Raw genomic sequence first — 26,646 nt, 5'->3', positions numbered from 1 at the left:
GTATCGTCCCAACCCGGGCCGAGAGTTAGCGGTTTTTGGCGCGGGCTTGAAGCCGAAAGATTGAACATTTTTCGTCAATCCGTCGGCAGGCGATAATCCTTGAACTGCTGGCGCAAGGTCGTCTTCTGGATCTTGCCGGTGGCGGTGTGCGGAATTTCGCCGACGAAAGCAATGTCGTCGGGCATCCACCATTTGGCCAGCTTGCCGTTCATGAAGGTCAGGATGTCGCCTTTGCTCGGCTCCCTGCCGGGCTTGCGCACCACGACAAGCAGAGGCCGCTCGCCCCATTTGGAATGAGGCACACCGATCGCCGCCGCCTCGGCCACGTCGGGATGGCCGACTGCCAGATTCTCGAGGTCGATGGTCGATATCCATTCGCCGCCGGATTTGATGACGTCCTTGGCGCGATCTGTGATCTGCATGTAGCCGCTGGCGTCGATATGCGCCACGTCGCCGGTGTCGAACCAGCCGTCCGCGTCGAACTGCTCGGCGCCCGTGCCACCATAATAAGCGCGGGCGATTGAGGGGCCGCGCACCTTGAGATGGCCGAAGGTCTTGCCGTCCCAGGGCAGAGCGTTGCCGTCGTCGTCGGTCACCTTCATTTCGACGCCGAATGGCGCAAAACCCTGCTTGCCCTGCACATCCAGCCGAGCATCGCCGGTAAGCGCTTCGAAGGCGGGCTTCATGGTGCAGAGGGTGCCCAGCGGCGACATCTCGGTCATGCCCCAGGCGTGGACGACCTGGACGTCATAATTGTCCTGGAACTTGGCGGTGATGGCGCGCGGGCAGGATGCGCCGCCAATGACCACCTTCTTCAGATAGGGTAGTTTCTTGCCGGTCTCCTCCAGATATTGCAAAAGCATCATCCAGACTGTTGGCACGGCGGCGCTGAACGTCACCTTCTCGGTGTCGAGCAGTTCGTAGATCGAGGCGCCGTCCATCTTGCAGCCGGGCATCACCAGCTTGGAGCCGATCATCGGGCCGCTCTGGCCAAGGCCCCAGGCATTGGCATGGAACATCGGCACGACAGGCAAAATCACGTCCCGCGTGGACATGCCCATGGCGTCGGGCATGGCTGCCATCATGGCGTGGAGAACGTTCGAACGATGGCTGTAGAGAACGCCTTTAGGGTCGCCCGTCGTGCCCGAGGTGTAACACATGCCGGCGGCGGTGTTCTCGTCGAACGTCTTCCAGGCGAAGGCGCCATCGGCCTCGGCCAGCCATTCCTCGTAGGCGACGGCATTCGCCAGCGACGTTTGCGGCATATGTGCCCGGTCGGTCAGCACGATCACCTTTCTCAGCGACCCGACCGCGCCGGCGATCTTTTCCACCAGCGGCACGAAGGTCAAATCGACGAAGATCGCCTTGTCCTCGGCATTGTTCATGATCCAGGCGATCTGCTCGGGGAAAAGCCTCGGATTGAGCGTGTGGTAGATCGCGCCGATGCCCATGATGCCGTACCAGGCCTCGATATGGCGGGCCGTGTTCCAGGCAAGCGTGGCGATGCGGTCGCCGAGCCCGAAGCCGTCACGCTCCAGCCGCTGCGCCACCTTCAGCGCCCGGTGATGGATTTCGGCATAGGTGGTGCGCACGATCGGGCCTTCGATCGAACGCGAAACGACCTCCCGGCTGCCGTGCTGGCGTTCGGCATGGTCGATCAGCTTGTGGCATAGCAGCGGCCATTGCTGCATCAATCCGAGCATCTGTTCCTCCCCTTTGCGCTTTCGCGTCGTTGTTCCACGCATTGTGAAACGATCCGGCGGATTGTCCAGCGGCCATAAGTTCAAGGCGGTGGATGTATCTAAGGACCAGGGGAAACCGCCATAATCCGGCCATCGTCGCCGTTAAGGTTCATTAACGGGCTGGGTGAGATTGGCGAATGGAGTGGTTCGCATGGACGCGCAGCTCGACGAAAAAGCCCTCGAAAGCACGCTTGCCGAAAGTCTGGACGATCTGACGCCGGACACCAAGGCCGTTTCCGAAGATGAGTTTGCCGAAGTCGTCGGCGGCGCGCTGGAGGCCGTCGGCGGGACGTTGCTGTTCAAAATGCGCGTTGACAACGGCGCCGCGGGCGAACATGTCGCGGCCGCCTGCATCGGCGACGGCGGCAACCGCCAGTTCCTGCTGCTCACGCTGCCGGCCTCCGGCGGCGCGCTGAAGGTCGAGACAGCGGCAAGAAGCACCAATCCGGTGGCAGGCATTGCCGCCGCTTATGCCGGCCTAATGGATGCTTTCAAGACGGCCGCCTGACAGCTGGATTACAGACGTTCAATGAATGGTGATGACGCCTCGCGCCGCGCGAGCTTGCGCGAGGCACTTGCCCGACACATGTAAATCTCCCGCAAGGAGACCACTCATGGACAAGCTCGCCAATCCAGCCCCCGGCTTTCAGCGCAATCCCGACAAGGTGATCACCGTCGAACCCTATCGCGGCACTGTGACCGTACGCACGGGCGACATCGTCATCGCCAGATCGACCCGGGCCAGGGTGCTGTCGGAACCGCCATATCCGGCCGCCTTCTACATCCCGTTCGACGATATCGATTTCAGCAAGCTCGCCAGCACCGAGCACTCGACGCATTGCCCGTACAAGGGCGATGCCAGCTACTGGAGCGTCCAGCCGGCGAGCGAAGCCGGCAAAAATGCGATGTGGGCTTACGAACACCCGTTCGATGAAATGACCGAGATCCGCAATCACGGCGCGTTCTACACGAACAAAGTGACGGTCGAGGCCAAGCCGGACTGAGGCTATGTCGATATTCAGGTGATGCCGGCCCGACCTGAATCTCAAAACAGCCTAGCGATGCATGAAATCCGGTCAATCGGTCGTGCCGTCGTTGCCTACGGCATCGTCCAGGCGCACGAAGGTCATGCCTTTCTGCTTCAAGGCGAGCAGCCCCTGAACCACGCCCTCGCCGGCCGCATGGGTCGGCTGGTTGATGTGGGCGATGATGACGTCGCCGTCCTTGGCGCCGCCGATGCGGCGCGCCGTTTCCTTGACGCCGAGCAGCGAGCCGCCGTCGCCATTGATCGAGAAACCGGCGATCTTGAAGCCGAGCTTGCGGATCATGGCGATCGCCGTGGGGCTGTATTCGGCGGTGGCGCCGCGAAACCATTTCGGCGCCGGCCCGCCTGCGCTGGCCAGGGCTGCGGCGCCGGATTCAACCTCGGCCTGCACGGCGCCCGGACTGCCGGCGCTGCGGATGCCGTAGATCTTGCGCGGCGTATCGACCGCAGGAATGTGGCGTCCACCGTGGTTTTCCAATTCGAACAGATCAGGATGCGCCCGCATGATCTCGACGGCTTCGGCATTGCGCTTCAGCCAGATGCCGGTAACGAAAATCGTCGCCGGTATCCTGTTGTCGACAAGCGCTGAAAGGATCCTTGTGTCGGTCTTTCCGCCGCAGGCATCGAGCGTCAGGGCGACGCGGCCGACGCCTTCAACGCCCTGCGGCTTCACATGCAGCGTCGGCTCGAGCAACGCAGCGGCATTGCCCGCCGACGCCGTGAACAGCGACAGCGCCATCGCGCAAAAAAAGTTTCGAAGCACGCGCATCCCTTATTTCAAGTCCGTCATATCGAACAGTTTACCGCATGATAACCGTGCCAAGATGACCGGCATCAAGGCGAAAATCGGGATGCGCCAACAGCCGAGCGCAGAATTTTCCCGCAATATCAGACCGTGCGCTCCAAGGCCACCTCCGTCCGCGACAGAAGCTCGCGCACTGCATCGGCGACCGTGTCCACTTCGAGGCGCCAGACGCAGCATGCCTTGCTTGGATTGGTCCGGTGACACAGATCGCCGCCCACGCAGTCGCAAGGCAGGGAAGGTCGCACCGAAATGCTGGGCACGCCGACTGCCCCCCAGCGGATCGGGTTGGTCAGCCCAAACAAACCAACGACCGGCGTGCCGGCTGCCGCCGCCATATGCATCGGCCCGCTTTCGTTGCCGAGAAACAGCCGCGCCTGCCTGAGCAGCGCCAGCAATGTCTCGAGCGACAGTGCCCCGACAAGATTGACGACCGGCGTCCTGACCGTGGCCATTATCTGGTCGTTCGCCTCAGCCTCATCAGGACCGCCGACCAAAGCGACGGCGAGACCGGTTTCGGTCGATATCGTGTCGATGACCGCGGCGAAGCGCTCGGGCAGCCACCGCCGCCCCGGGAAGCTTGCGCCGGCATGTACTACAAGGAAGGCATTGCGCCGAAGACCGAACTTGTCCAGCAGGGCCAAGGCGCGATCGGTTTCCAACGGCAGCGGATGGATTGAGGGAGCCTTCACTCGCAGGTCCACGCCAAGCGCCTCCAGCGGTGAAAGATAGCGGTAGAGAAAATGACTCTCGCCGTAACCGAACGGCTTGGCCCGGACATTGGCGGATTGGCGCTCGAAACGACGCAGCGGCTGTTCGCTCGGAAAGTAGCCGACCCGGATCTTCGCATTAACGACCATGGCGATGAAATGCGATGTTCTCGAATCGGCAAGGTCGATGGTCATATCGAAGCCGAACCGGCGTAGCTTGCGGACTGCTCGCCAGAGTTCCAGGCCGCGTTGCAAAATAGTGCCGCGCGCGCTGGCGCGCCGGAAAGTGACGGTGTCGGACGCGATTCCGTGTGCGGTCAGGAAGCTTGCGAAACCGGCCTCGCAAAGGAAGACAATCCTGGCGTCCGGATATGCGACCTGTAGGTTCTTCGCCAGCGCGGAGGTAAGAATGAGATCGCCGATGTATTTCGTTTGCAGGATCAGGATCGAGCGCACGGCGCCGGAGGCAAGCTGTAGCCGGGCACCGGATGGATCGGGGGCCACGAAGCTGGGTTGAGACGTCGACATCTGGAGCCATCACGCGCATTTCAAGGGGGGTCCCATATACAAGACGACAAGGTCGTGGACCAGAGTAACCTTGTGCACGCGCCTCGAAAGGCGCGACGCCGCCGACGGGCGGCACCGAATTTTCCCGCAAATGTCAGACCGCGGCTTCCAGGACCATCTCGGTGCGCGCCAGGAGCTCCAGCACCGCGTCCACCACCGGATCGACCTCCAGGCGCCAGACGCAGCATGCCTTGCTCGGGTCGGTCCGGCGGCACAGGTCGCCGCCGACGCAGTCGCAAGGCATGGACGGCCGCAACGAAATGCTGGGCACGCCGACCGGCCCCCAGCGGATCGGGCTGGTCAGGCCGAACAGGCCGACGACCGGCGTGCCGGCGGCGGCCGCCATATGCATCGGGCCGCTTTCGTTGCCGAGAAACAGCCGCGCCTCCTTGAGCAGCGCAAGCAGCGTCTCCAGCCGCAGCGTCCCCGCCAGGTTGACGACCGGCGTCTTCGTCGCGGCCAGGATCCTATCGGTCGCTTCGTTTTCGTCGGGGCCGCCGACCAGAACCACACGCAGGCCGGTTTCACCGGCAATCCTGTCGATTGCCTCGGCAAAGCGCTCCGGCTGCCAGCGGCGCCCGACGAAGCTCGCTCCGGCATGAACCGCGACAAAGGCGTTGGGCCGGACATGGTGCCTGGCCAGCAGGGCCAGGGCGCGCGCCGTCTCGAAGGCCAGCGGTCGAATGGCCGGCACCCTGACGCGCAGGTCGACGCCAAGCGCCTCCAACGGAGACAGATAGCGGTAGAGATGGTGCCTTTTGCCAAATCCGAAGGGCTTCATCCGGACATTGGCGGGCTGGCGCTCATGCCAGCTCAGAGGCCGCTCCGTCGGGAAATAGCCGACCCTGACCGGGGCATTGACCAGTCCGGAAATGATCCGCGAGGTCTTGGAGTCGGTGATGTCGATGGTCATGTCGAAGCGGTGCTGCCGCAATGTGCGCACCATGCGGAAGAGTTCGCGTCCCCGCTCGAGCGGCGAGCCGCGCATCATGGCACGGCTGAAGGGGATGGCCTCGGCGGCAATACCGTGAGCGGTCAGGAAGCCGGCGAAATGCGCCTCGCAAAGAAACGTGATCCTTATGCCCGGATATTGAAGCTGCAGGTTCTTCGCCAGCGCCGAGGCAAGCACGATATCGCCGATAAACTTGGTCTGCAGGATCAGGATCGACCGGAAAGCGGTTGGGGAAATCTGCAACATGGGTTTCTGACACCAATAAATTCGGTGTCGGAAATTTCCACGAAACGATGTCGAGATTCGGGGTCGTCACGCGCACGTTCGCGTGACATTCCATACAAAAACGTAAGGTATCCGCAGCCGGTCGTCGAATGTCCTCAGGCGCGTTTGGCACCGCCCTTCGCCGCCGCCACGGCCGCCTGCGCGGCTGCAAGCCTGGCGATCGGCACACGGTAGGGCGAGCACGACACATAATCGAGGCCAACCTCCTCGCAGAAGCGGATCGAGGCCGGATCGCCGCCATGCTCGCCGCAGATGCCAAGCTTGATCTGCGGCCGCGTCGCCCTGCCCTTTTCGGCCGCGATCCGCACCAGCTCACCGACGCCGTCGACATCGATCGACACGAACGGATCCTGCTCGATGATGCCCTTTCGCCGGTAGGTTTCGAGGAAGGACGCAGCATCGTCGCGCGAGATGCCGAATGTGGTCTGGGTCAGGTCGTTGGTGCCGAAGGAGAAGAATTCGGCCGCTTCGGCGATGACATGGGCGCGGATTGCCGCGCGCGGCAATTCGATCATCGTGCCGGTGAGATAGTCGATCTTGGTGCCTGTCTCCTGCATGACGCTTTGCGCGACCGCATCGATGCGCGCCTTGACATATTCCAGCTCCCTCACCAGCCCGACCAGCGGCACCATGATTTCGGGCACCACCAGCGCGCCGGCCTCGCGGCCTGCCTCGACCGCCGCCTCGAAGATGGCGCGCGCCTGCATCTCGGCGATCTCCGGATAGGAGACGGCGAGCCGGCAGCCGCGATGACCAAGCATCGGGTTGAATTCGTGCAGCGCGTCGGTGCGCTGCCGGAGCTTGTCTGCCGATACGTTCATGGCCGAGGCGACCTCAGCGAGCTCGGCCTCGGTCTTGGGCAGGAATTCATGCAGCGGCGGGTCGAGCAGGCGGATCGTCACCGGCAGGCCGGCCATGATCTCGAACAGTTCGAGGAAGTCCGAGCGCTGCATCGGCAGAAGCTTGGCGAGTGCTGTGCGCCTGTCCTTCTCGGTGTCGGCCAGGATCATCTCGCGCATGGCTACGATGCGGTCGCCGTCGAAGAACATGTGCTCGGTGCGGCAAAGTCCGATGCCCTCGGCGCCGAAGGAACGCGCCATGCGGGCGTCGAGCGGCGTCTCGGCATTGGTGCGCACCTTCATGCGGCGCGCGGCGTCCGCCCATTCCATGATCGCGGCGAAGTCGCCCGACAGCTCCGGCTGCAGCATGGCGACCGCGCCCTTCAGCACCTGGCCGTTGCCGCCGTCGATGGTGATGACGTCGCCCTTGCGGAAGGTCTGGCCCATCGAGAGCAGCGTGCCGGCCTTGTAGTCGACCCGCAGCGAGCCGGCGCCCGAAACGCAGGGCTTGCCCATGCCGCGCGCAACGACCGCCGCATGGCTGGTCATGCCGCCGCGAGTGGTGAGGATGCCTTCGGCGGCGTGCATGCCGTGGATGTCCTCGGGGCTGGTCTCGATGCGCACCAGGATCGCCTTGCGGCCTTGCGCCTTGGCGTCCTCGGCATCGCCCGATGAGAAGACGATCTCGCCTGTGGCAGCGCCGGGCGAGGCCGGCAGGCCCATGCCTATGACATCACGCGCGGCCTTCGGATCGATGGTCGGATGCAGGAGCTGGTCGAGCGAGGCTGCATCGATGCGGGCGACCGCCTCATCCTTGGTGATCAGCCCATCCTTCGCCATCTCGACGGCGATCTTCAGCGCAGCCTTTGCGGTACGCTTGCCGGAGCGGGTCTGCAGCATCCACAATTTGCCGCGCTCGATGGTGAATTCGAGGTCCTGCATGTCGCGGTAGTGCTTCTCCAGCCGATCGGAGATGTCGACGAAGGCCTGGAAGGCGTCGGGCATCAGCTTCTGCAGCGACGGCTTGTCGGAGCCGGCGGCGATGCGCGCCGCCTCGGTGATGTTCTGCGGCGTGCGGATGCCGGCGACCACATCCTCGCCCTGGGCGTTGACCAGGAACTCGCCGTAGAGCTGCCTGTCGCCGGTCGAGGGATTGCGCGTGAAAGCGACGCCGGTTGCGGACGTGTCGCCCATGTTGCCGAACACCATGGCCTGGACATTAACCGCCGTGCCCCAGCTTTCCGGGATGTCGTGCAGGCGCCGATAGGTGATGGCGCGGTTGTTCATCCAGCTCGAGAACACGGCACCGATCGCGCCCCAGAGCTGCTCCTGGGGATCCTGCGGGAACGGCTTGCCGAGCTCTTCCTCGACCTTGGCCTTGTAGAGCGCGATCACGCCTTGCCATTCGATGGCCGTCAGCTCGGTGTCGAGCTCGTGACCGAGGCTTGCCTTCTGGTCCTCGAGGATCTCCTCGAACACTTCGTGGTCGAGGCCCATGACGACATCGGAATACATCTGGATGAAACGGCGGTAGCTGTCATAGGCGAAGCGCGCATCGCCGGAATCGGCAGCCAAGGCCTCGACCGTCTCGTCGTTGAGGCCGAGATTGAGCACCGTATCCATCATGCCGGGCATGGAGGCGCGGGCACCGGAACGCACGGAGACCAGAAGCAGCTTCGACGGATCGCCGAAGCGGCGGCCGGTGATCCGGCCGATATCGTCGAGCGCGGAGACGACATCCGCCTCAAGCGCGCCAGGATAGGTGCGGCCGTTGGCATAATAGGCGTTGCAGACTTCGGTGGTGATGGTGAAACCGGGCGGCACCGGCAGCCCGAGGCTGCACATCTCGGCCAGGTTGGCACCCTTGCCGCCGAGAAGGTTGCGGTCGCCGGCACGGCCTTCGGCGGCGCCGTCGCCGAAGGTGTAAACCCACTTGGTCATGCTTGCCCTCCAGTTCGTGGAAGATAGAAACATCCGGACCAAGGCCCGGTTCCCCGCCTTCGCGATCCGAGCGATAGGATGCTGCAGTGCGAAAGGCAAGGCACCCGCAAAGCAAGCGCCACCGCTACAATCGATTAAGCAAAAGCTGCGTCAAAAAGACTTGCCGGCGATTAAGCAAAAGCCGCGTCAAAAAGACTTGCCGGCCCCTGCCCGACAATATAGAACATAACAGGAACATAGCGGAGTAGCATGATGAAACTCAACGGAAAACTCGACTATCTGGAATTGCCGGCAACAGGTGGCAGGCTGGACAGCGTCAAGTCGTTCTACAGCGCCGCCTTTTCCTGGTCGTTCACCGATTACGGCCCGACCTATTCGTCCTTTGCCGAGGGCCTCGACGGCGGCTTCCAGGCCGATACCGGCGAGGCACCGGCCAGACCGCTGCCGGTGCTCTACTCGGAAAATCTCGAGGAAGCGCTGGACGCGGTGGAGAGTGCCGGCGGGACCATCGTCAAGGCGATCTTTGCCTTCCCCGGCGGCAGGCGGTTTCATTTCACCGATCCGGCCGGCAACGAACTGGCCGTCTGGGGATATTAGGAAAGACGCGGATTTCGAGGTGTTTTTTGCTGTTGACAGCCGGGCTCACTCCAATAAGTAGCGGCGAACTTCCAACAGCAAAAGCAGACTGATGAAATTCGGGTCAAGCGGCGTTCGGGGTTTGGCTTCCGAATTGATTGGAAGGCCAAGCGGACTTTATACCGAGGGTTTTGCCCGGCGCTTGCGGTCGACCGGATTTCAGGAAGGCAAGGTCTTCGTGGGGCGCGACTTGCGCGACAGCAGTCAAACGATTGCCGAAGATTGCATGGCCGCACTGGCCGCGGCCGGGTTCCAGCCGGTCGATTGCGGTCCGATCCCCACCCCCGCTCTTGCCTTTTACGCCCGCCGGCACGACGCCGCGGCGCTTATGGTGACCGGCTCGCATATTCCCGCCGATCGCAACGGCATCAAGTTCTATGGGCCGAAGGGCGAGATCGACAAGGCGGATGAGGCCGCGATAACCAGCCATGTCGCTGTACTGTCCGACCAATATCCGTGGCCGCCGGCCCGCACGGACCGGCAAGCCGGCCATGAACAGGCGCTCGCGGCCTTTCGAGACCGTGTCGACGCTATTCTTGCCCCTCGCGCTCTTTCCGGAATGAGGCTCGGCGTCTACCAGCACAGTACAGTCGCGGCGGAGCTGCTGGTCGAGATCCTGCGATCCTGCGGCGCGGAAGTGATCCCCGTCGGGAAAACGGACACTTTCGTGCCCATCGATACGGAGGCCGTCGGCCAGGAAACGATGGCGAAGTTGAAGGACTGGGTGCGCGAACTCAAATTCGACGCTGTCCTCTCGGCCGATGCCGATGCCGATCGCCCTCTCATCGTCGACGAAGAAGGCGAGCTGTTCCGCGGCGACCTGATCGGGCTGGCCACGGCCCTGTTCCTGCGGGCCGACATCGTGGTGACGCCGATCACCTCCAATTCAGGCATCTCCGAGGCTTTCGGATTCAGTGTCAAGAGAACCAAGGTCGGGTCTCCCTTCGTCATAGAGGCAATGGACGCCGCGCGGCAGGCAGGCGGCATCGTTGTCGGCTTCGAAGCCAATGGCGGGGTTCTTTTGGGGTCGGACTGCCCGGTGAACGGCAGGGTTTTGTCCGCGCTGCCGACACGGGATTCATTTCTGCCGATGCTGGCGGTGCTGGGCACCGTGGCATCGACGGGAAAATCGCTGTCCAGCTTGCGCGAAACCTGGAATCTTCCGGTCTGCGCCAGCGAGCGGCTCGAGAACTTCCCTGTCGAGAAATCGCGCGGCTTGATGCGCAAGCTCATCGACCGCGACGCGCTCCGGCAATTCCTTGCCCCCTTCGGCACCGTCGCGGACGTCGATGAGACCGATGGTCTCAGGGCGCGAATGACCAGCGGCGAGATCATCCATCTGCGGCCTTCCGGCAACGCTCCTGAATTTCGTTGCTATGCCGAGGCCGCCAGCCAGGACAGGGCGACTGAAATTGTGGCAATAGCCCTCGAACGCGCGCGGGACACCAGACTGGCGGACGAGCGAGAGGCCGTTGAATGAAAGTGGTTCCCGTCATCATCAGCGGCGGCGCCGGGTCGCGGCTATGGCCGGCGTCCAGGCAATCGCACCCGAAACCCTTCCTCAAAGTTGCGGATGGGCGCTCGCTGATCCAGCACACCGTGCTGCGGGCTGTCTCGCTGAAGGACGTTGCGGAGCTCGTCGCGGTAACGTCGAAGGATCATCTTTTCCTGACAAAAGACGACTTCGACGAACTTTCCCCGGCGGTTCCCACGCATACTTTCCTTCTTGAGCCCGAAGGGCGCGACACTGCCGCCGCGGTTGCCGCGGCTGTCATCCACACCAACGCAACGCAGGGTCCGGACGCAATTTTGTGCGTTTTCCCGGCGGACCACATGATCGGCGACCTGCCCGCGTTCACAAATGTCATGGGCCGGGCCATCGAGCATGCGCGGCAAGGGCTGATCGCTACGCTTGGCATCAGGCCCAGCCGTCCGGACACCGCCTTCGGCTATATCGAGGCCGATGGCGAAAAGGTCGTCCGTTTCGTGGAGAAGCCGGACCTCGAGACGGCCAAGACCTACCTCGCGTCGGAGCGTTTCTTCTGGAACGCCGGCATCTTCTGCTTCAAGGCGCGGACCATGCTCGATGCAATGGCCGCGCACTGCCCTGCCGTCCTCGAGGCGGTTGCCGCAAGCTATGAGCACGGCCTGTCCGACAACATCGGGAACTCCGACAGGATCGAACTTTCTCCTGAGCATTTCACGCTGGCGCCGCGCATCTCGCTCGATCACGCGGTGATGGAGAAGACGCGCAATCTCGCGGTGGTTCCCTGCCAGATGGAGTGGAACGACATCGGATCGTGGAATGCCATGGCGGAACTGACCCCGGCGGATGGTCGCGGGAACAGGATACGCGGAGACGTTCACACGGTGGACACGGCCGGCAGCTACATCAGTTCGGACAAGCGCGTCATCGGCACTGTCGGCGTGAGCGACCTGGTGATCGTGGATTCGCCGGACGCGTTGCTGGTAGCGTCCCGCGACCGGGTCCAGGACGTCAAGAAACTGTTCGAAGGGCTCAAGGCTTCAGGACATGAGGCGCATCTGCTTCACTCGACCGTGCACCGGCCATGGGGCACCTACACTGTTCTGGAAGAAGGCGACCGCTTCAAGATCAAGCGCATCGAAGTAAAGCCCGGGCGGCGCCTGAGCCTGCAGATGCACCACCATCGTTCGGAGCACTGGGTCGTGGTCAGCGGCTCGGCGAAAGTGGTCAACGGCGATCAGGAACTGTTCCTGGCGACAAACCAATCGACCTACATCCCTTGCGGCCACAAGCACCGGCTGGAGAATCCGGGCAAGATCAACCTGGTGATCATCGAAGTTCAGAGCGGTGACTATCTCGGCGAGGATGACATAGTGCGCTTCGACGACGTATACGGTCGCGCATAGCGATTCATTGGTCCGCAGGCTGGGGCGGGCAACTACACAGGGGCTTGGGGAGAAATTATCAAAACATACTGAGAGCATTGATGACAAAGACAGCATTGATAACCGGCATTACCGGGCAGGACGGCGCTTATCTGGCTGAGCTCCTGCTCTCGAAGGGCTATGAGGTCCACGGACTTGCGCGGCGGTCGAGCACAGCCGACGTCAACACCACGCGCCTGAAATGGCTGGGCATTGAGAAAGACGTGCGGATCGTGGATGGCAACCTGACGGACCTGTCGGGCCTGGCGCGCACCATGCGCGTAATAAGGCCGGACGAGGTCTACAACCTTGCCGCACAGTCTTTCGTCAAATCCTCGTGGCAGCAGCCGATATTGACGGGCAACGTCACCGGTATCGGCGTCACCAATGTGCTGGAGGCGCTGCGTCTCGAAATCCCCGAGGCGCGTTTCTATCAGGCTTCGTCGTCGGAGATGTATGGCCTTATCCAGGAGCCGATGCAGTCGGAGACCACGCCTTTCTACCCTCGCTCGCCTTACGCCGTGGCGAAGCTCTACGGTCACTGGATCACCGTCAACTATCGCGAAAGCTTCGGCCTCCACGCCTCGAGCGGCATCCTGTTCAATCACGAATCGCCACTTCGCGGCATCGAATTCGTGACCCGCAAAGTCACGGACGCAGTCGCGCGCATCAAGAAGGGCCTGGCAAAGGAACTGCGCCTGGGCAACATTGACGCCAAGCGCGACTGGGGCCACTCCAAAGACTATGTCCGCGCCATGTGGCTGATGTTGCAGCAGGATCAGCCCGACGACTATGTCGTCGCGACGGGCAGGACGACGACGGTGCGCGACATGTGCCGGATCGCCTTTGAGCATGTCGGGCTGAAGATGGACGACCATCTTGTCATCGATCCCGACCTGTTCAGGCCGGCGGAAGTCGAAATCCTGCTTGGCAACCCCGGCAAGGCAAAGGCAAAGCTCGGATGGGAAGCGACGATTTCGCTGGAAGAGATGATCAAGGAGATGGTGGATGCCGATCTTGCACGTCATTCCGCCGGTCGCATGTAGGCAGAGGAAACCCCGAGTTCATGGTCGGTAGCTTGACGCATCGTGCTCTGATCACCGGCCCGGTCGGCCGGCGGATAGCCTTTGCCCGGGCCCAGCACGCCACCCCTGCGAGCCGTCGGCAAGGTCAGCCTTGCCCTGCAATGCATCCGGCAACTGCGCCCGTTAGCAACGCGTCATGGGCAGCGAGGTCGGCATGCGGGTTTTGATTACCGGTGCGCGGGGGTTCGTCGGCCCTTATGTTTGCGATGCGCTGCGCAACATTTGCGGCCGCGATTGTGTCGTTGTCGCAACCTCCAAGGACGGTGGTCCGCATCCGGCATTCGGCCAGATCGAAGCGCTGGACGTCACCGACACGGCCGCCGTGCATGACGCCATTGCCCGTCATCGGCCCACGCATGTCATTCACTTGGCGGCGGTCGCGGCCCTCGGCGCCGCCCAGGCCGATCCTCAGAACACCTGGCGCATTCACGTGGGCGGCGCGCTCAACGTGGCCAATGCGGTCCTCGACAAGGCACCGGACTGCTGGCTGGTCCATGTCGGATCGGGCCTGGTCTATGGCGAAAGCGCGAAAGCCGGACGACCGCTCGACGAAAGCACGCTGCTTGCTCCGCTCGACGACTATGCCGTAACGAAGGCCGCGGCCGATCTTGCCTTGGGCGCGCTGGCGCGCCACGGGCTGAAATGTGTCCGGATGCGGCCCTTCAACCATACGGGACCGGGCCAGACAGACGCATTTGCCGTGCCGGCCTTCGCCATGCAGATTGCGCGGATTGAAGCAGGCCTGGCTGAACCGGTCATCCGCGTCGGCAATCTGGACGCAAAGCGCGACTTCCTGGATGCGCGCGACGTCGCCAATGCCTATGCGCGCGTGGTCTCGAGCAGCCACGACCTTGCGCCGAACACTATTTTTAACGTTGCATCCGGCGTTTCATGGCGGATGGGAGACATTCTCGATCTCTTGTTGGCGCAAAGCAGCGCCAGGATCGTCACGGAGCAGGATCCCTTGCGGCTGCGGCCGAGCGACCTGCCATGCATCGTGGGCGACGCGACCCGCGCCCGAACCCTACTTGGCTGGGCGCCCGAGCATCGCTTCGAAGATACGCTTGCGGCGGTTCTGGCGGATTGCCGCGCACGCGTGGCCAAGGCGTAAGCAAGGCCACCCCTTCCAACACCAACCGAGAGTACAGAAATCATGACCGAGGTAAGATACCACGCCATCGAGGCCTGCCGTGTCGGCAAGGAAAAGGACCTTGTCTCTGTCCTCAATCTCGGTGAACAGGCGCTCACGGGGGTGTTCCCGAAATCCGCCGCTGAGCCCGTAACCAAAGGGCCGCTCGAACTGGTCTGGTCTCCTTCAAGCGGGCTTTTGCAGCTGAAGCATTCCTATGAGCCGAGCGAGATGTATGGCGACAATTACGGCTATCGCTCGGGCCTGAACCAGTCGATGGTCGATCATCTGACGCACAAGGTCCGGTTCCTGGAACGGCTGGCTTCTCCGCGCGGCGGCGACGTCGTCCTCGATATCGGCAGCAACGACTGCACGACGCTCAAGGCCTATTCAATTCCTGGGTTGACGCGAGTAGGCATCGATCCGACGGCCAAGAAGTTCGCGCAGTATTATCCGGACGACGTCAAGCTGGTGCCGGACTTTTTCTCCGCCGAAGCATATCGCGGAGTCTCGCAGAAGCGGGCGAAGGTCGTGACGTCCATTGCAATGTTCTACGATCTTGAAGACCCCATCGCCTTTGCGCGTCAGGTGGCCGAAGTGCTTGCCGAGGACGGCATCTGGCATTTCGAACAGAGCTACATGCCGTCCATGCTTCGCCTGAACTCGTATGACACGATCTGTCACGAGCATGTCGAATATTACTCCCTGGGAGTCGTGACGAAGATCCTGGACGCGGCCGGGCTGAAGGTCGTCAATGTCGTCATGAACAACATCAATGGCGGCAGTTTCGCCGTCACCGCCGCCCACAAGGGCAACGAAAGCGTCAAGACCGATCAAGCGGTCATCGATTGGCTGCTCGAGCAGGAGGATCGCATGGGGCTATCCACGCCGCGGCCCTTCCGCGACTTCGAGGAGCGCGTGTTCAGGCACAGGCAGGATTTGTCGCGCCTCATTCAGGCACTCGTCGCCGACGGCAAGAAGGTGCTGGGTTACGGTGCTTCCACCAAGGGCAATGTCGTCCTGCAATTTTGCAACCTCACCGCTGCCGAAATCCCTGCCATCGCCGAAGTCAACCCGGAGAAATTCGGCCGCATGACGCCTGGAACGCACATACCAATCGTCTCCGAAGCGGAAGCGCGGGCGATGAAGCCGGACTATTTTCTGGTCCTGCCCTGGCACTTCAAGGATGGAATCCTGCGCCGGGAACGCGAATATCTGGCGGATGGCGGCAAGTTCATCTTCCCGTTCCCGGAGATCGAGATCATCTAGATCGATCCTTTCGAGGTATATGGCGCTATGCTCGGCAGCTCGGTGACCCCATAAATGCTTGTCTTCGTCTCCGGGATGCCTCGCAGCGGGTCGACCTATTCCTATAATGTGATCAAGCAAGCACTGTCCCGCAGAGGCGGCGTTGCGTCCGTCCTTTCAGACAGGCGCGCGCAGTTCACGTCTGGGCAGACCGCTCACGCGATCTACAAGGCGCATGATGCCGATGATGAGCTGATCGCCTTTGTGCGAAACGGCTCCGTCAAATCGGTCTGCACGATCAGAAAGCCGGAAAACGCTGTTTTGTCGTGGCTCACCATGTTCGACGGAGAACCTGCACAAGTCATCGACGCTGTCATGCTGCCGTGGCTGCGTCTCTACGAACGTATTGCGGCGCACTCGCTTGTGGTCAGCATGGATGAAATCGAAGGCCGAAGACTTCGCTCGACATGGAAAATCGGTCGTTATGTCTGCCCCGACTACAGCCCCATCGAGTGGGCGAAGGATTGCCGGGATTTGAGCAAACGGCGCATTTCGGACCTCCTGAAGGATGTCGAGGACAGGAAGCGCAAGATTGTCGATGGCGGTTGGACCTACTACGACGAGGAGACGTTTTTCCACCGCCGACACATTTCAGACCGCAGCAAGTTCGATACCCGGCCCGAGGTTTTGGCCGATATCCGCAATCGCCTGGCCCCATGGCTGGACCAAAACGGCAATCTCATACGCCTCGAACGAAAGACGCTTTGAAAAGGCGGCTCATCAAACTTGATGTCGCCAGGCCAATAATGTATCGCACCTTTCGCGTACAGTCGGGCCTGGGCAGAACAAACGAACGGGATATATGCTGCCGACCAGAACAGGCTTCCTTACAGATGCATTCGCCGATATCGGCGTTGCGCTCCACAAACACCACCTTGCGACGACTTTCAGTTGGCAGGACGTGGCCCAGCGCTACCGCCGTTCGCGGGTCGGAGCGTTTTGGCTGACGATCAACATGGGCGTCCTGATCGGTGCGCTCGGGTTTGTCTTCGGCACGCTCTTCCGCACGCCGATGCAAGAGTACCTGCCCTACATTTGCGTCAGCCTGATCTTCTGGGGGTTCATTTCGACATCGATCAACGAGGGCTGCACCGCCTTCATCGGGGCCGAGGGCATTATCCTTCAGGTGCGCATGCCGCTGTTTACCCATGTGCTCAGGACATTGTACCGCAACGCCATCATTCTCGGCCACAACATCCTGATATACCCTCTCGTCCTGCTGGCTGTCGGGCGCATGCCGACATGGGATATTTTCCTGGCGCTGCCCGGCTTTGTCATTTTGACGCTCAATTTGCTTTGGATCATGCTGATCCTGGCCGTACTCTGCGCCCGCTACCGCGACATGACGCAAGTAGTGCAGAATATGCTGCAGGTCGTCTTGTATCTGACCCCGGTGATGTGGATGCCCCGGACACTACCAGAAGGCATTTCGCGGCTGTTGCTTGATCTTAACCCCTTTTATCATCTGATCAGTGTCGTGCGGGACCCGCTGTTGGGCAACCTCCCCTCGGCAACCAACTGGATGGCGTGCATTGGGTTTGCGGTCTTCGGCTGGACGGCGGCGCTGTTGCTCTTTAGCCGTTATCGCCATCGCGTTCCCTATTGGCTTTGAGCATTCCCATGGCTTCCATCACATTGGCCGGCGTCTCGGTCGAATTTCCGGTGTTCAACGCGGCAAGCCGCTCGCTCAAGAACAGGGTCCTCAGTGTCGCGACAGGCGGTGCGATCGACCGGCGTACCGACGGCCATGTCATCGTGCGCGGCCTCGAGGACGTGAGTTGCGCCATCAAGGAGGGGGACCGCATCGGCCTTGTCGGTCACAATGGTTCCGGCAAGACGACGCTGCTTCGCGTGATGTCGGGCATCTACAAGCCGACCAACGGATCCGCGGCAATCGATGGTGAGTGCGTGTCTCTCATCAACATCTCGCTGGGCATCGACCCGGAGGCAACCGGGCGCGAGAACATCCGGCTCCGCGCGGCGATGATGGGCATGCGCCCGGACGAGTTGCGCAAGCAATTCGACGAGATCGCCGAGTTCAGCGGACTGGGCGATTTTCTCGACATGCCGTTCCGAACCTATTCGTCCGGCATGCAGCTGCGCCTTGCATTCTCGACATCGACGGCGATCCGACCGGAAATACTGGTCATGGACGAGTGGCTTTCGACCGGTGACGAGGATTTCAAGCAGAAGGCCGACAAGCGACTGCGCGAGATCGTCAGCACGACCAAAATCCTTGTCCTTGCCAGCCACTCGCGCGAGCTGTTGCAGAAAAACTGCAATCGCGTTCTATGGATGGATCATGGTCGCGTGCGCATGGACGGATCCGCCAGCGAGGTCCTGCCGGCCTATTTCGGCTGAGAATTCTTCCGACTGAAACGGAAAATTTCGGTTAGGGTGGACAAGGGATGCCTTGGAACGCCTTCGCCACGAACGAATTGCAACGAGGAAAGTATCGGGGCGGGTCCGATCGAGGTTCAGCTCGTGTCGATGGGTTCACCAACCGGTGCGAGGCGCATTCGTGGCTAGCAGCGATCCAGATCGCACGGCGCTGCCGCCAACCCTATAACTCATCGACGCTGTTTGGATCGCCGAATTCCTCGACAAAGCGGCGGTTACGACGGCCGGCACCCAACCTGGGCTAGCGCAAAACCAAGACTTTTGCACTGCGCCGGCGGTTGCCAGCGAGGTGATACCGGCATATTCCCGTTGAGAGTTTCGCAACCAACGTCAACGGCCTTTGGTCTGGTAAGGTAGACAACCAAATAGCGGGATCAACGGAGCTCTTCGATTCGAAATGCAAGGCACGAAGAAACCATGAGCGTCGAGGCAGCACCTCCACGCGCCGCGCTTGCAATGATCAGCTTCGCCCAAAATCGTGAAGACGTTTTACTCGATCGCGTTTTCAAAGATGCGGCGACCGGTTTCTATATCGACATCGGCGCCTATCATCCGACGATAGGCTCGGTCACCAAGACCTTCTACGACCGCGGATGGTCCGGCATAAATGTCGAACCCGGAGCGGTGTTCGACGATCTGGCGCGTGAACGGCCGCGCGACATAAACGTAAGGGCCGTGGTCGTAGACCGCGAGGGCGAAGTCGATTTCTTCGAAAATTCATCGGATCCCGGCATGTCCAAGGTGGCCGAAGGGCCGGTCACGGCGGATCGCGAAGGGAGGATGCTTCGAGTCCGGGCTGTGACGCTGGACAGCCTCATCGCCCAGCATGCCACCGGACAAGAGATCAATTTTCTGAAGATCGATGCGGAAGGGTCCGAGGCTGCAATCATCGGAGCCGCGAATTGGAAATTGGTTCGACCGCAGGTGCTGGTGATTGAAGCAACCGCGCCATGGTCGAACGAGCTCGTCAATCAGAATTGGGAACCGACGCTGCTCGCGAACGGGTTCTTGCGCGCGTATTTCGACGGCGTCAACGTCTTCTATGTACGGGCCGAGAGCGAAGGACTGCTTCGCCACTTCCAGGCGCCGGTGAATGTTCTCGATAACTATGTGCCGTTCGAACAATGGAACTTAAACGCAGCTGTGGAGCAGTTGGCGGCCGAACGAACCCAGATCATTGCCGAACGGGATCAATTTTTCACGGAATGCGACGCTCAACGCCAAAAGAGCGCAGAGCTTCAAGAGCGATCAGTTGAGCTCACCGCGGCAATCGAGCAGGCGGAAGCCGAAGGCGAGCGTCTGACGGCCCAAGCGGCGGTCCTGTCCGCGCAACTTGCCCAAGAGCGGGAGCTGGCACAGGCCGAAGCCAAACGTCTGGTGGCAGCGCTGTCCGAACAGCTTATGCAACAGCAAGAGCACGCGGGCGCCGAAGCCAAACGCCTGGCAGACCTCGTGGTGGCACTGTCCGAACAACTTGCACAAGAGCGGGAATTGGCGGAGGCCGAGGGCAAGCGCCTGGCGGATAATACCGCGGCGCTGTCCAAACAGCTTGCCCAGCAACATAGCTCCCTCGCGTTGGCAACCTCCCGCGCCTCACGTTACGATCGTCTTGTCCTCGAACTTCGCGATGACGACGGCCCGCGAGCCTTAAGGTCAGTGCTGCCATTGGCACGGAATGTCCGCCGGTTTCATCATGTTGTCGGCCGCGACAACTCCATCCGCTCCACTCCAGCGTCGAGTTCCGTGGCTCCACCGACCGGCGTGTCGCCGCCGTCCTCAAGTTCGACTCAAAGCGGCTTGCGACCGATCGTGAAGAAGGGCGTTTTCGGCATCTACAAGGCGCTGTTCAGGCCTATCGTGCGGCCGGCCATGTGGCGGGTCAGAACATTTCTGCTACAACCGCTCTTCGAGCGGCTGGATAGGCAACGCTCCGGTGAGATAGGTGCATTGCAGGGTTCAGCTGATATCGGAGTGCTGCCACAGGGTTCGGCCAGCATTGACGCGTTGCGACATGAGCAGGCCCAGCTCGTAAAAAGCTTGGAAACGCTCGCTCTCACCATAGCATCAAACGCGCAGCGAGAGCGCTAATTCGCCTCGTGCAGCCATGACGCGAGCCTTTGCACGAATTCGTCCCAAGTCGGTATTCGCAGGCTCGCTGCCTCTCCCCACAGCTTTTCCGCAAACTCGTCGTCGAGCAGTTGGCGGACCGCGCCGGCGATAGCGCCGGGGCCTATTTCGTGGAGAATGATGCGGCCGCCGGGCGAAAGCACGTCGAGACTTGGCAAATTCGCGGATGCAATCACCGGGATGCCGCTTGCCAGGCTTTCATAGGGCGGAATGCCAAAGCCCTCCAGCGAACTCACGAACAGGGTTGCCCTGGTCTTTTGCAGAGCTTGCCTCATCGCGTCATCGCTTGCATGACCAAGATATCTGAATCGAGGCTCGGGCTTGAGGCGCTCAAGGATCGGCGGCTCGCGGGTCGATCGGTTTTCTATCCGGCCGATGACAGTCAATTCGACGTCGACATCCTGCTGCCAAAGCATCTCGAAGGCCTCGAGAATATCGGCCACGTTTTTTCTCGGCTCGATCGTCCCGACATATGTGAACACCCGCCGTCGGCGATCGAATCTTTGGCGCGACAGGGCGAGGCCGTCGCCTCCAAGAGGGATCACCGGACCCGCGCGCCCAGGATCCCGGATGATACGATGCAGGTAGTCATTGCGGGTCTGTTCGCTGATGAACGCAGCACGCGGTATTTCGCGAAGCGTACGCACGTAATGCATCAGGCGCTCCGTCGTCCGCGGCTCCCAGCCCTGCGGATGGAGAAAGGGCAAGAAATCATAGACAAGCCAACTGACCGAAGCGGTGCCGTCGCGGCACAGCGCCCTGTATGCTTCGGCGCGCCGCTGCTCGTAAAAGACTTCAGGATTGTGCAGGCCGGCCTCGATATCGTCCTGTGAGACCGGCGTCCCCTTTTCAAGGTGACTCAGGAGCCGTTCCTTGTCATCTTCCACGGTGTGATTGCTGTCTTCCGTAAGTATTTCCACCACCGCGTCCGGCAACGCAAAAAACCCCAGCTTCTCGGCATCGAAGCGGCACGGCACAAGCGCCCTTGGGCCCCGCCAGCGGCTCAAAATCTCACGCTCCACCCGCTGGATCCCGGTGCGCAAAGGTTGGGTCGTCAATTCGGTCAAATCGACAAAGATCGGAGCTGGCGGCAATGTGCTTCCCTTATGGGCTTCGATGACCGGTGCCGATCTCAAAACCTAGTCCCTCATACAGCTTGCGCGCATAATTTTCGAAACTGTGAACTTCGGAATAATCTCGCCGTGCCTCATCGAATTGAGACCGATCGGCGCCTTTCCGGCTAATCTCGGCAAGTGACTCCGCGACAAGGACGGGACTGGGGTGATCGGGCACGGAAGAGAGATATGGCGGCCCCTCCATCGCCATCGCCAAATCTTCGTTCGTAACAGTCGGCAGCCCGACGGCTATGCAGTCGAGCAGCGCTCCAGACAGACCTCCGAAGAAATGCGTTCGCAATTGAACCGCCGCGTCGGCCGCGAGCAAATAATCGCGATACTGTGCCTCGCCGACAAATCCCGATGAGAACGATACATGATCCGCTAGATCCAGATAGGACACCAGATTTCTAAATCGGCATTCGTCATCGGCGAATCCGCCAATGAAATAGAGCTTCGCAGGTATCTTCCAACTGCGCAGAAGATCGACGGCCCAAATACACTCCTCGACTGCTTTGTTGGAATGAACGAGGCCTAGGGATATGACTGCAAATTCCTGCTGATCGATGCCGAGCCTCGTTCTGGCGGCAAGTTTCAACCCGCGATCCGTGGGATCGATCTGCCATTGTCGATAGATCGAAAAAGGCAAATAAATCGCCGCCTTTGAAAAGCGCTCCTGAACGATCTGGGCCGTCACACGCGAGTGCACGAACATCGGCGAAGCCCATTCGGCGACTTCCCCGAGAAACGTGGCCTTGAGCCGTGACTCGTCCTGCAACCAGGAGCCGATTTCCTCCTCCATCACAGGCCGTCCGAGCTCGCGCTCCGCAAGCGCCCGGGCGCGCGCCGAGCCCATAAGAATTCTATAGAAGCCAAGCAGGCGGTTGTCGTGCTCGATGCAGGCTCCGCCGTATCTTTCAAGGAGGTGGAACACCTCCAGGTGAAAATGTGAGTTCCCTATCACCCCAATCACTCGATCAAAGCCCGAGGACAAACACGGCAGAGCCGTGATTTGCCGAGCCGATGCAGCTCCCTCAGGCGTGGCGACGGGCGGGTGTTTTGAAAATACGTGAACATCGGCCAATTTTCCGAGTTCCTTGATTGTCGCTGCCGAATAGTCGGCGACGCCGGACTGGTCGGGCGGCATGGGACTGAGAAATGCAATTCGTGGCCGCGTACCTCTGAGGACGCCACTGTGCTTTGGCCGGCGATGCGCAACCAGATCGCTCACCTTCGCCCAAAATTCACCGGCAATCTTGTCGGCTCGATATCGCTGCCACCGCGTCGATTGGTCCCGAATGATTTCAGCGCGCTTGCCAGGATCGCGAACGAACGCTTCGACTTTCCGTCCGACATTCTCGACGTCGCCAGGCGGGAACATCAAATCTTCCCGACCAACCAGCTCCTTGTGAGCAGGGATGGAAGACGCGATTACCGGCGAACCAGCGGCCATAGCCTCGACGACCGGCATCGAGAACCCTTCCATCTCCGCCGCAACGACTACACATCGGGCACCACGATAGATCGATACGAGCTCATCCTCGTCGACAAAGCCGGGAAAAATCAGAAGCTCGGCTTTGCCGCCGTTGCCCCTATAGAGGTCGCGCAAGCCCGCCTGCCAACCCGGCGGGTAGTTTCCGGTGACCACGAGCTGGACGCCCGCATCCTGCAATTCGCGGCTTCGCGCGTGGGCAAGGATCGGACATTCGACATTTTTGCGAGGCTCGGCTCCGCCGCAAACCAGAACATAGTGCTCCGAAAGCCTTGCCGGCTGTTTGGACGTGTCGATGCGCTCAAATGCGCTCCCTATCGGGGCTCCTGTGTTGGTAATGTGCCGCGGATTTACATTGAGGATGCGCCGGAGCTCGTCGGACGTGTGTTGCGAGATGGGAAAAAAGTGGTCGTAGCGAGAAAGCCAGACGAGCTGCGTATGATAGTCAAGCCTGCTGGACGCAGTTGGCAGATAACGTTCCGGTTTCATCAGCGGAATGAAGTCGTAGACGACCGCAAGTTTCAGGATATCCGGGTCATTAACGATGCGACCCGGAAACAACGGGTCGTGAGTCATGGGAGACAATTCGACAAACACCGTCGAACGCTCTTTGACGCCGAGATAAGCGTTGCTTTGGACCTGATCGACCAGGCGGCGGAAACGGTCCTCCAACGGCGGCAGACCCGGATCAACCAGACCGAGAGTCAACGTTTCAATTTTGCTGCGGAAGCAGCCTACGTGCCTGACTAGATTCGCCGATAGCTTGCCGACGCCGCGATCCTTGTAGGAAGGGTCCTGCAGGCATCTCATATCAAACACAATTTCGCAGTCTGCCATACCTCAACCTAGTCCTTAACGACCAGCTTCCTACCCATTGCAAACGGACAATGGCAAGCGGGAACTCTTGTTTGACAATCGATAGTGCACTGCAATACGAGACACCGCCCCCTAGAGTCGTAAGCGGATGAATACCAAGAAACGCATTTTTTGGCTGGGCATGCATCAAGTGCTCTCGCAGACGGAACTCCCGCATTTGCGGAGCCTCGGCTATGAGGTGTTCAATCCGCCATATCTAAGCAACATCTACGATCAGTCTGCGGTCTATGACTGGTCTCCGCCAGACTCAAGCCTGCCGAAGGAGGCTCTTAGGATCCTGGCAGGGACCAACTTCTTCTATGACGAGATTCCGCCGGATGCAGCCGAGGTTCTCAATGCCTATTTTGAAGCCGCGATCGTAACCATCAATCCGCTATGGCTCGTGCATTTCCTCAAGGCCTATCGCGGGCGCGTCATCTACCGCACCTATGGCCAGCCGTACAGCCTGGCGAATGAACTCATCAATATAGGCGGGCTGCCGCTGATCACGGAGCGGAACGATTTCTGGTTCATGCCGCATTCCGAAAAAGTGGCCGGGATAGAAGACGAGTGGCTGCGGTCGCGCATGATGGTCGTTCCCTACTGCCTCACAAAGGATGTGACCGATCTGCGGGACACATGGAACACCGAAGCCGCGGTGCCGGAACTGGCTTTGCTCTGCCCGAGGGTGGCGGACATTCCATATTACAGCAACAACTTCCGTCTCTTGAAACGCCATTTCCCGGCCAGAGGCTATAGAATCTTCGGTGCACAAAGTATACCCGTCGACGACGTGCAGGTCGTAGGCACCGTTGAGCGGTCCGAACTCCTCAGGCAATTCGCCCGGATGCGCGGCTTTGCGTATCACTATGAAGAGCCGACCGTCTGCTATCTGCCGCCGATAGAGTTCATGACGCTTGGCGGCCCGGTGCTGTTCAAGAACGGATCCCTGCTTTCACGCTATTTCCCGGCCGAGGCGCCCGGCAGGGCCGGCAGCATGGAAGACCTGGTGAAGCGCTCGGAGCAATTGAGGAAAGGCGACGGCTCGCTTTCGCGCGAAATCATCGAAAGCCAGGCCGAGGTGCGCAAGCTCTATCAGCCGGAATTTGTCTGGCCGCTGTTCGACGCGGCGATGACAAGGGCGCTGGGCGAAGAGGGTGCAAACCGCGCGCCGGGATTGATCTACACGCCCACGGCGACGACGACGGCACCGGCCGCACAGACCGTGCTCGTCGCCTTCCATGGCTTCGGACCGCTGATCGTGCATCGCGACGGCAAATATCACTGCGCGGAGGGGATAGCGCGCGTCGTGCGCCAGATCGTTCGCGGGCTCTCCGATCTCGGCTTCAAAATCGTCGCCACAAGCCGCAGGGAAGATGCCGGTCGCGTCCACGGCTTCCTCGCGCCCGCCGCAAGCTCCGATCTGAAAATCATGTTCGTCGACGATGACATTTCCGGCAGCGGGAAGCCCATGACGGCAATGAGACGTCTGCGCGAGATCGCATCGACGCGGCCATTCTCGGCCAATGTCGATCACCTGAAGGCGCTCTACCGGTCGAAAAATTTCAAGGGCATGCCGCGCGCGCTGGTATCGACGGCCGCCGTGGCGGCCTTCAAGGTTCTCCGCAAGGCGCAACAGCGGCTCGCCAGCGTCAAGCTCGCGATCGGTGTCGTGCCGCATGAGAAATATGTCGATCTGATCAATGCGGACGCGGGCATCGATCACGTCCTGATACCGCACTACTACATGTTTCCCGAGCTTTCCCGTTTGAAGGACAAGGACGTCGTTCTCTATCTTCCCGACTATATGCCGCATTTCTACAAGCGTTCGGCGGAGATGGGAGCCACGCGGCAATCCGCCCTGATCGGCAAAAACCTGGCCGGCATGGCGCGGCGTGTTCTGACGAACTCGGCGTTCACGGCCTCTTATCTGCCGGAGACGGAACTGGCCGTGCGGGCGCAAGACATCGCCCATATTCCCTTGCCGTTCCTCAACGACGGCTCACTCAGCGCCGAAACGCCCGAGACGTCCGGTCAGCTCGCAAAGCTGCCGAGACATTACGTGTTTTATCCGACCCGGAGCCGACCCTCGAAGCGGCTTGCCGACTTCGCAAGAACGGTGGCCATCGTAAACGAGCGACTGGAGAAGGCGGGAAGCAAGGACCGGCTCTTCGGACTTTTGACCACGCCCTTGAGCGGCAAATCGGCGGGCGGCGCGGAAAGCCATCTGGTCTCGCTGCCGGAGCTCACGGACGCCGAGCTCGGCTATCTCTACAGCAACGCGCTCTGCCTGCTGTTCACGTCGGAGATGGAAGGAAATTTTCCGACGCAGATAACCGAGGCACTGCATCTCGGCGTACCGGTGGTCGCCACGAACATCCCTCTGATTACCCTGGAGCTCGGCGATGTATCGGCCTGTCTCGAGCTGGTTGACGTCGGCGACGTCGACGGGTTCGCCGACCGCGTCATGGCGATCCTCGGGGACCGCGCCACGGCGGTGCGCAGGCAGAAGGAAGCCAGGGAGGCCGCATCGCGGCAGTTCGCCTATGACAATTTCAAACACGGCCTGTCCGAACTGTTCAGGCGATAGCTGTTGTCAGGCGGGCTCGGCGGATTCTTGATTCATCCGGATGAACCGTGGCGTTGCATGAGCAAAGCCGGCCGACTCAGTTATTCTCAGGCGCCGGCGAAGTGCCGGCTGCTCGG

Annotated in this window: 20 protein-coding genes; 13 read left to right on the top strand and 7 right to left on the bottom strand. The window is 61.0% G+C overall.

From position 1 onward, the window contains the following. Positions 1-74: 74 nt before the first annotated feature. Positions 75-1,703, bottom strand: a complete 1,629-nt coding sequence (locus RFM68_RS08265; RefSeq protein WP_320232233.1) for a fatty-acid--CoA ligase — start codon at positions 1,701-1,703, stop codon at positions 75-77. Positions 1,704-1,893: 190 nt separating this feature from the next. Here RFM68_RS08265 and RFM68_RS08260 point away from each other — a divergent pair, with 190 nt between their 5' ends. Together RFM68_RS08260 and RFM68_RS08255 are read left to right on the top strand one after the other, a co-directional pair. Continuing rightward, the gene (locus RFM68_RS08260) at positions 1,894-2,250 is read left to right on the top strand and encodes a hypothetical protein (protein ID WP_320232232.1); all 357 of its coding nucleotides are present in this window, start codon (positions 1,894-1,896) and stop codon (positions 2,248-2,250) included. 106 nt (positions 2,251-2,356) lie between these two features. Then, positions 2,357-2,746 carry a DUF427 domain-containing protein gene (locus RFM68_RS08255; protein WP_320232231.1) on the top strand — a complete coding sequence of 130 codons (390 nt, stop codon included), beginning with the start codon at positions 2,357-2,359 and terminating at the stop codon, positions 2,744-2,746. 72 nt (positions 2,747-2,818) lie between these two features. On the opposite strand, the gene RFM68_RS08250 is transcribed toward RFM68_RS08255, so the two are convergent. The 4 genes from RFM68_RS08250 to ppdK all read right to left on the bottom strand — a co-directional run bounded on the left by RFM68_RS08250 (position 2,819) and on the right by ppdK (position 8,883). Then, the gene (locus RFM68_RS08250) at positions 2,819-3,556 is read right to left on the bottom strand and encodes a polysaccharide deacetylase family protein (protein WP_320232230.1); all 738 of its coding nucleotides are present in this window, start codon (positions 3,554-3,556) and stop codon (positions 2,819-2,821) included. Positions 3,557-3,675: 119 nt separating this feature from the next. Next, positions 3,676-4,827 (bottom strand): glycosyltransferase family 9 protein, encoded by a 1,152-nt coding sequence (locus RFM68_RS08245; RefSeq protein WP_320232229.1) that lies wholly within the window; start codon positions 4,825-4,827, stop codon positions 3,676-3,678. Between the two features lie 133 nt (positions 4,828-4,960). Then, positions 4,961-6,064 carry a glycosyltransferase family 9 protein gene (locus RFM68_RS08240; protein WP_320232228.1) on the bottom strand — a complete coding sequence of 368 codons (1,104 nt, stop codon included), beginning with the start codon at positions 6,062-6,064 and terminating at the stop codon, positions 4,961-4,963. Positions 6,065-6,198: 134 nt separating this feature from the next. Beyond that, positions 6,199-8,883 carry a pyruvate, phosphate dikinase gene (gene ppdK, locus RFM68_RS08235; RefSeq protein WP_320232227.1) on the bottom strand — a complete coding sequence of 895 codons (2,685 nt, stop codon included), beginning with the start codon at positions 8,881-8,883 and terminating at the stop codon, positions 6,199-6,201. Positions 8,884-9,135: 252 nt separating this feature from the next. Here ppdK and RFM68_RS08230 point away from each other — a divergent pair, with 252 nt between their 5' ends. From RFM68_RS08230 to RFM68_RS08185, 10 genes are all read left to right on the top strand, one after another. Next, the gene (locus RFM68_RS08230; RefSeq protein ID WP_320232454.1) at positions 9,136-9,480 is read left to right on the top strand and encodes a VOC family protein; all 345 of its coding nucleotides are present in this window, start codon (positions 9,136-9,138) and stop codon (positions 9,478-9,480) included. A gap of 91 nt (positions 9,481-9,571) precedes the next feature. Continuing rightward, positions 9,572-10,999, top strand: a complete 1,428-nt coding sequence (locus RFM68_RS08225) for a phosphomannomutase (protein ID WP_320232226.1) — start codon at positions 9,572-9,574, stop codon at positions 10,997-10,999. Further along, positions 10,996-12,411, top strand: a complete 1,416-nt coding sequence (locus RFM68_RS08220; protein ID WP_320232225.1) for a mannose-1-phosphate guanylyltransferase/mannose-6-phosphate isomerase — start codon at positions 10,996-10,998, stop codon at positions 12,409-12,411. The genes RFM68_RS08225 and RFM68_RS08220 overlap by 4 nt, the downstream gene beginning before the upstream one ends. Before the next feature lie 80 nt (positions 12,412-12,491). Beyond that, on the top strand, positions 12,492-13,475 hold the full coding sequence (gmd, locus tag RFM68_RS08215; protein WP_320232224.1) for a GDP-mannose 4,6-dehydratase: 984 nt from the start codon (positions 12,492-12,494) through the stop codon (positions 13,473-13,475). A gap of 175 nt (positions 13,476-13,650) precedes the next feature. Continuing rightward, a complete protein-coding gene (locus tag RFM68_RS08210) occupies positions 13,651-14,625 on the top strand; it encodes an NAD-dependent epimerase/dehydratase family protein (RefSeq protein WP_320232223.1) in 975 nt (324 codons plus the stop codon). A 42-nt stretch (positions 14,626-14,667) separates the two neighbouring features. Then, on the top strand, positions 14,668-15,912 hold the full coding sequence (locus tag RFM68_RS08205; protein ID WP_320232222.1) for a class I SAM-dependent methyltransferase: 1,245 nt from the start codon (positions 14,668-14,670) through the stop codon (positions 15,910-15,912). A 54-nt stretch (positions 15,913-15,966) separates the two neighbouring features. After that, positions 15,967-16,659, top strand: coding sequence for a hypothetical protein (locus RFM68_RS08200; protein WP_320232221.1), 693 nt, complete (start codon positions 15,967-15,969; stop codon positions 16,657-16,659). 94 nt (positions 16,660-16,753) lie between these two features. Continuing rightward, a complete protein-coding gene (locus tag RFM68_RS08195) occupies positions 16,754-17,563 on the top strand; it encodes an ABC transporter permease (protein ID WP_320232220.1) in 810 nt (269 codons plus the stop codon). Positions 17,564-17,571: 8 nt separating this feature from the next. After that, entirely contained in the window at positions 17,572-18,312 is a 741-nt protein-coding gene (locus tag RFM68_RS08190) for an ABC transporter ATP-binding protein (protein WP_320232219.1), read from the top strand. Positions 18,313-18,768: 456 nt separating this feature from the next. After that, entirely contained in the window at positions 18,769-20,439 is a 1,671-nt protein-coding gene (locus RFM68_RS08185) for an FkbM family methyltransferase (RefSeq protein ID WP_320232218.1), read from the top strand. On the opposite strand, the gene RFM68_RS08180 is transcribed toward RFM68_RS08185, so the two are convergent. After that, complete coding sequence (locus tag RFM68_RS08180) at positions 20,436-21,614, bottom strand: glycosyltransferase (protein WP_320232217.1); 1,179 nt, start codon at positions 21,612-21,614, stop codon at positions 20,436-20,438. The genes RFM68_RS08185 and RFM68_RS08180 overlap by 4 nt on opposite strands. Continuing rightward, complete coding sequence (locus tag RFM68_RS08175) at positions 21,583-23,922, bottom strand: glycosyltransferase (RefSeq protein ID WP_320232216.1); 2,340 nt, start codon at positions 23,920-23,922, stop codon at positions 21,583-21,585. Before RFM68_RS08175 ends, RFM68_RS08180 begins: the two co-directional genes overlap by 32 nt. Positions 23,923-24,049: 127 nt before the next feature. Here RFM68_RS08175 and RFM68_RS08170 point away from each other — a divergent pair, with 127 nt between their 5' ends. Beyond that, complete coding sequence (locus RFM68_RS08170) at positions 24,050-26,530, top strand: glycosyltransferase family 4 protein (RefSeq protein WP_320232215.1); 2,481 nt, start codon at positions 24,050-24,052, stop codon at positions 26,528-26,530. Positions 26,531-26,646: the final 116 nt, after the last annotated feature.

Origin of the sequence: Mesorhizobium montanum, assembly GCF_033977145.1 — a bacterium.
Classification (GTDB): Bacteria; Pseudomonadota; Alphaproteobacteria; order Rhizobiales; family Rhizobiaceae; genus Mesorhizobium; species Mesorhizobium montanum.
Note: the sequence above shows the minus strand (reverse complement) of the source record. Positions and strands in the feature narration are given on the sequence as shown.

Bases quoted from the DNA above. Each gene is read 5' to 3' on its own strand.
- RFM68_RS08265 (WP_320232233.1), bottom strand. From the start codon at position 1,703: ATGCTCGGATTGATGCAGCAATGGCCGCTGCTATGCCACAAGCTGATC.
- RFM68_RS08260 (WP_320232232.1), top strand. From the start codon at position 1,894: ATGGACGCGCAGCTCGACGAAAAAGCCCTCGAAAGCACGCTTGCCGAA.
- RFM68_RS08255 (WP_320232231.1), top strand. From the start codon at position 2,357: ATGGACAAGCTCGCCAATCCAGCCCCCGGCTTTCAGCGCAATCCCGAC.
- RFM68_RS08250 (WP_320232230.1), bottom strand. From the start codon at position 3,556: ATGCGCGTGCTTCGAAACTTTTTTTGCGCGATGGCGCTGTCGCTGTTC.
- RFM68_RS08245 (WP_320232229.1), bottom strand. From the start codon at position 4,827: ATGTCGACGTCTCAACCCAGCTTCGTGGCCCCCGATCCATCCGGTGCC.
- RFM68_RS08240 (WP_320232228.1), bottom strand. From the start codon at position 6,064: ATGTTGCAGATTTCCCCAACCGCTTTCCGGTCGATCCTGATCCTGCAG.
- ppdK (WP_320232227.1), bottom strand. From the start codon at position 8,883: ATGACCAAGTGGGTTTACACCTTCGGCGACGGCGCCGCCGAAGGCCGT.
- RFM68_RS08230 (WP_320232454.1), top strand. From the start codon at position 9,136: ATGAAACTCAACGGAAAACTCGACTATCTGGAATTGCCGGCAACAGGT.
- RFM68_RS08225 (WP_320232226.1), top strand. From the start codon at position 9,572: ATGAAATTCGGGTCAAGCGGCGTTCGGGGTTTGGCTTCCGAATTGATT.
- RFM68_RS08220 (WP_320232225.1), top strand. From the start codon at position 10,996: ATGAAAGTGGTTCCCGTCATCATCAGCGGCGGCGCCGGGTCGCGGCTA.
- gmd (WP_320232224.1), top strand. From the start codon at position 12,492: ATGACAAAGACAGCATTGATAACCGGCATTACCGGGCAGGACGGCGCT.
- RFM68_RS08210 (WP_320232223.1), top strand. From the start codon at position 13,651: ATGGGCAGCGAGGTCGGCATGCGGGTTTTGATTACCGGTGCGCGGGGG.
- RFM68_RS08205 (WP_320232222.1), top strand. From the start codon at position 14,668: ATGACCGAGGTAAGATACCACGCCATCGAGGCCTGCCGTGTCGGCAAG.
- RFM68_RS08200 (WP_320232221.1), top strand. From the start codon at position 15,967: ATGCTTGTCTTCGTCTCCGGGATGCCTCGCAGCGGGTCGACCTATTCC.
- RFM68_RS08195 (WP_320232220.1), top strand. From the start codon at position 16,754: ATGCTGCCGACCAGAACAGGCTTCCTTACAGATGCATTCGCCGATATC.
- RFM68_RS08190 (WP_320232219.1), top strand. From the start codon at position 17,572: ATGGCTTCCATCACATTGGCCGGCGTCTCGGTCGAATTTCCGGTGTTC.
- RFM68_RS08185 (WP_320232218.1), top strand. From the start codon at position 18,769: ATGAGCGTCGAGGCAGCACCTCCACGCGCCGCGCTTGCAATGATCAGC.
- RFM68_RS08175 (WP_320232216.1), bottom strand. From the start codon at position 23,922: ATGGCAGACTGCGAAATTGTGTTTGATATGAGATGCCTGCAGGACCCT.
- RFM68_RS08170 (WP_320232215.1), top strand. From the start codon at position 24,050: ATGAATACCAAGAAACGCATTTTTTGGCTGGGCATGCATCAAGTGCTC.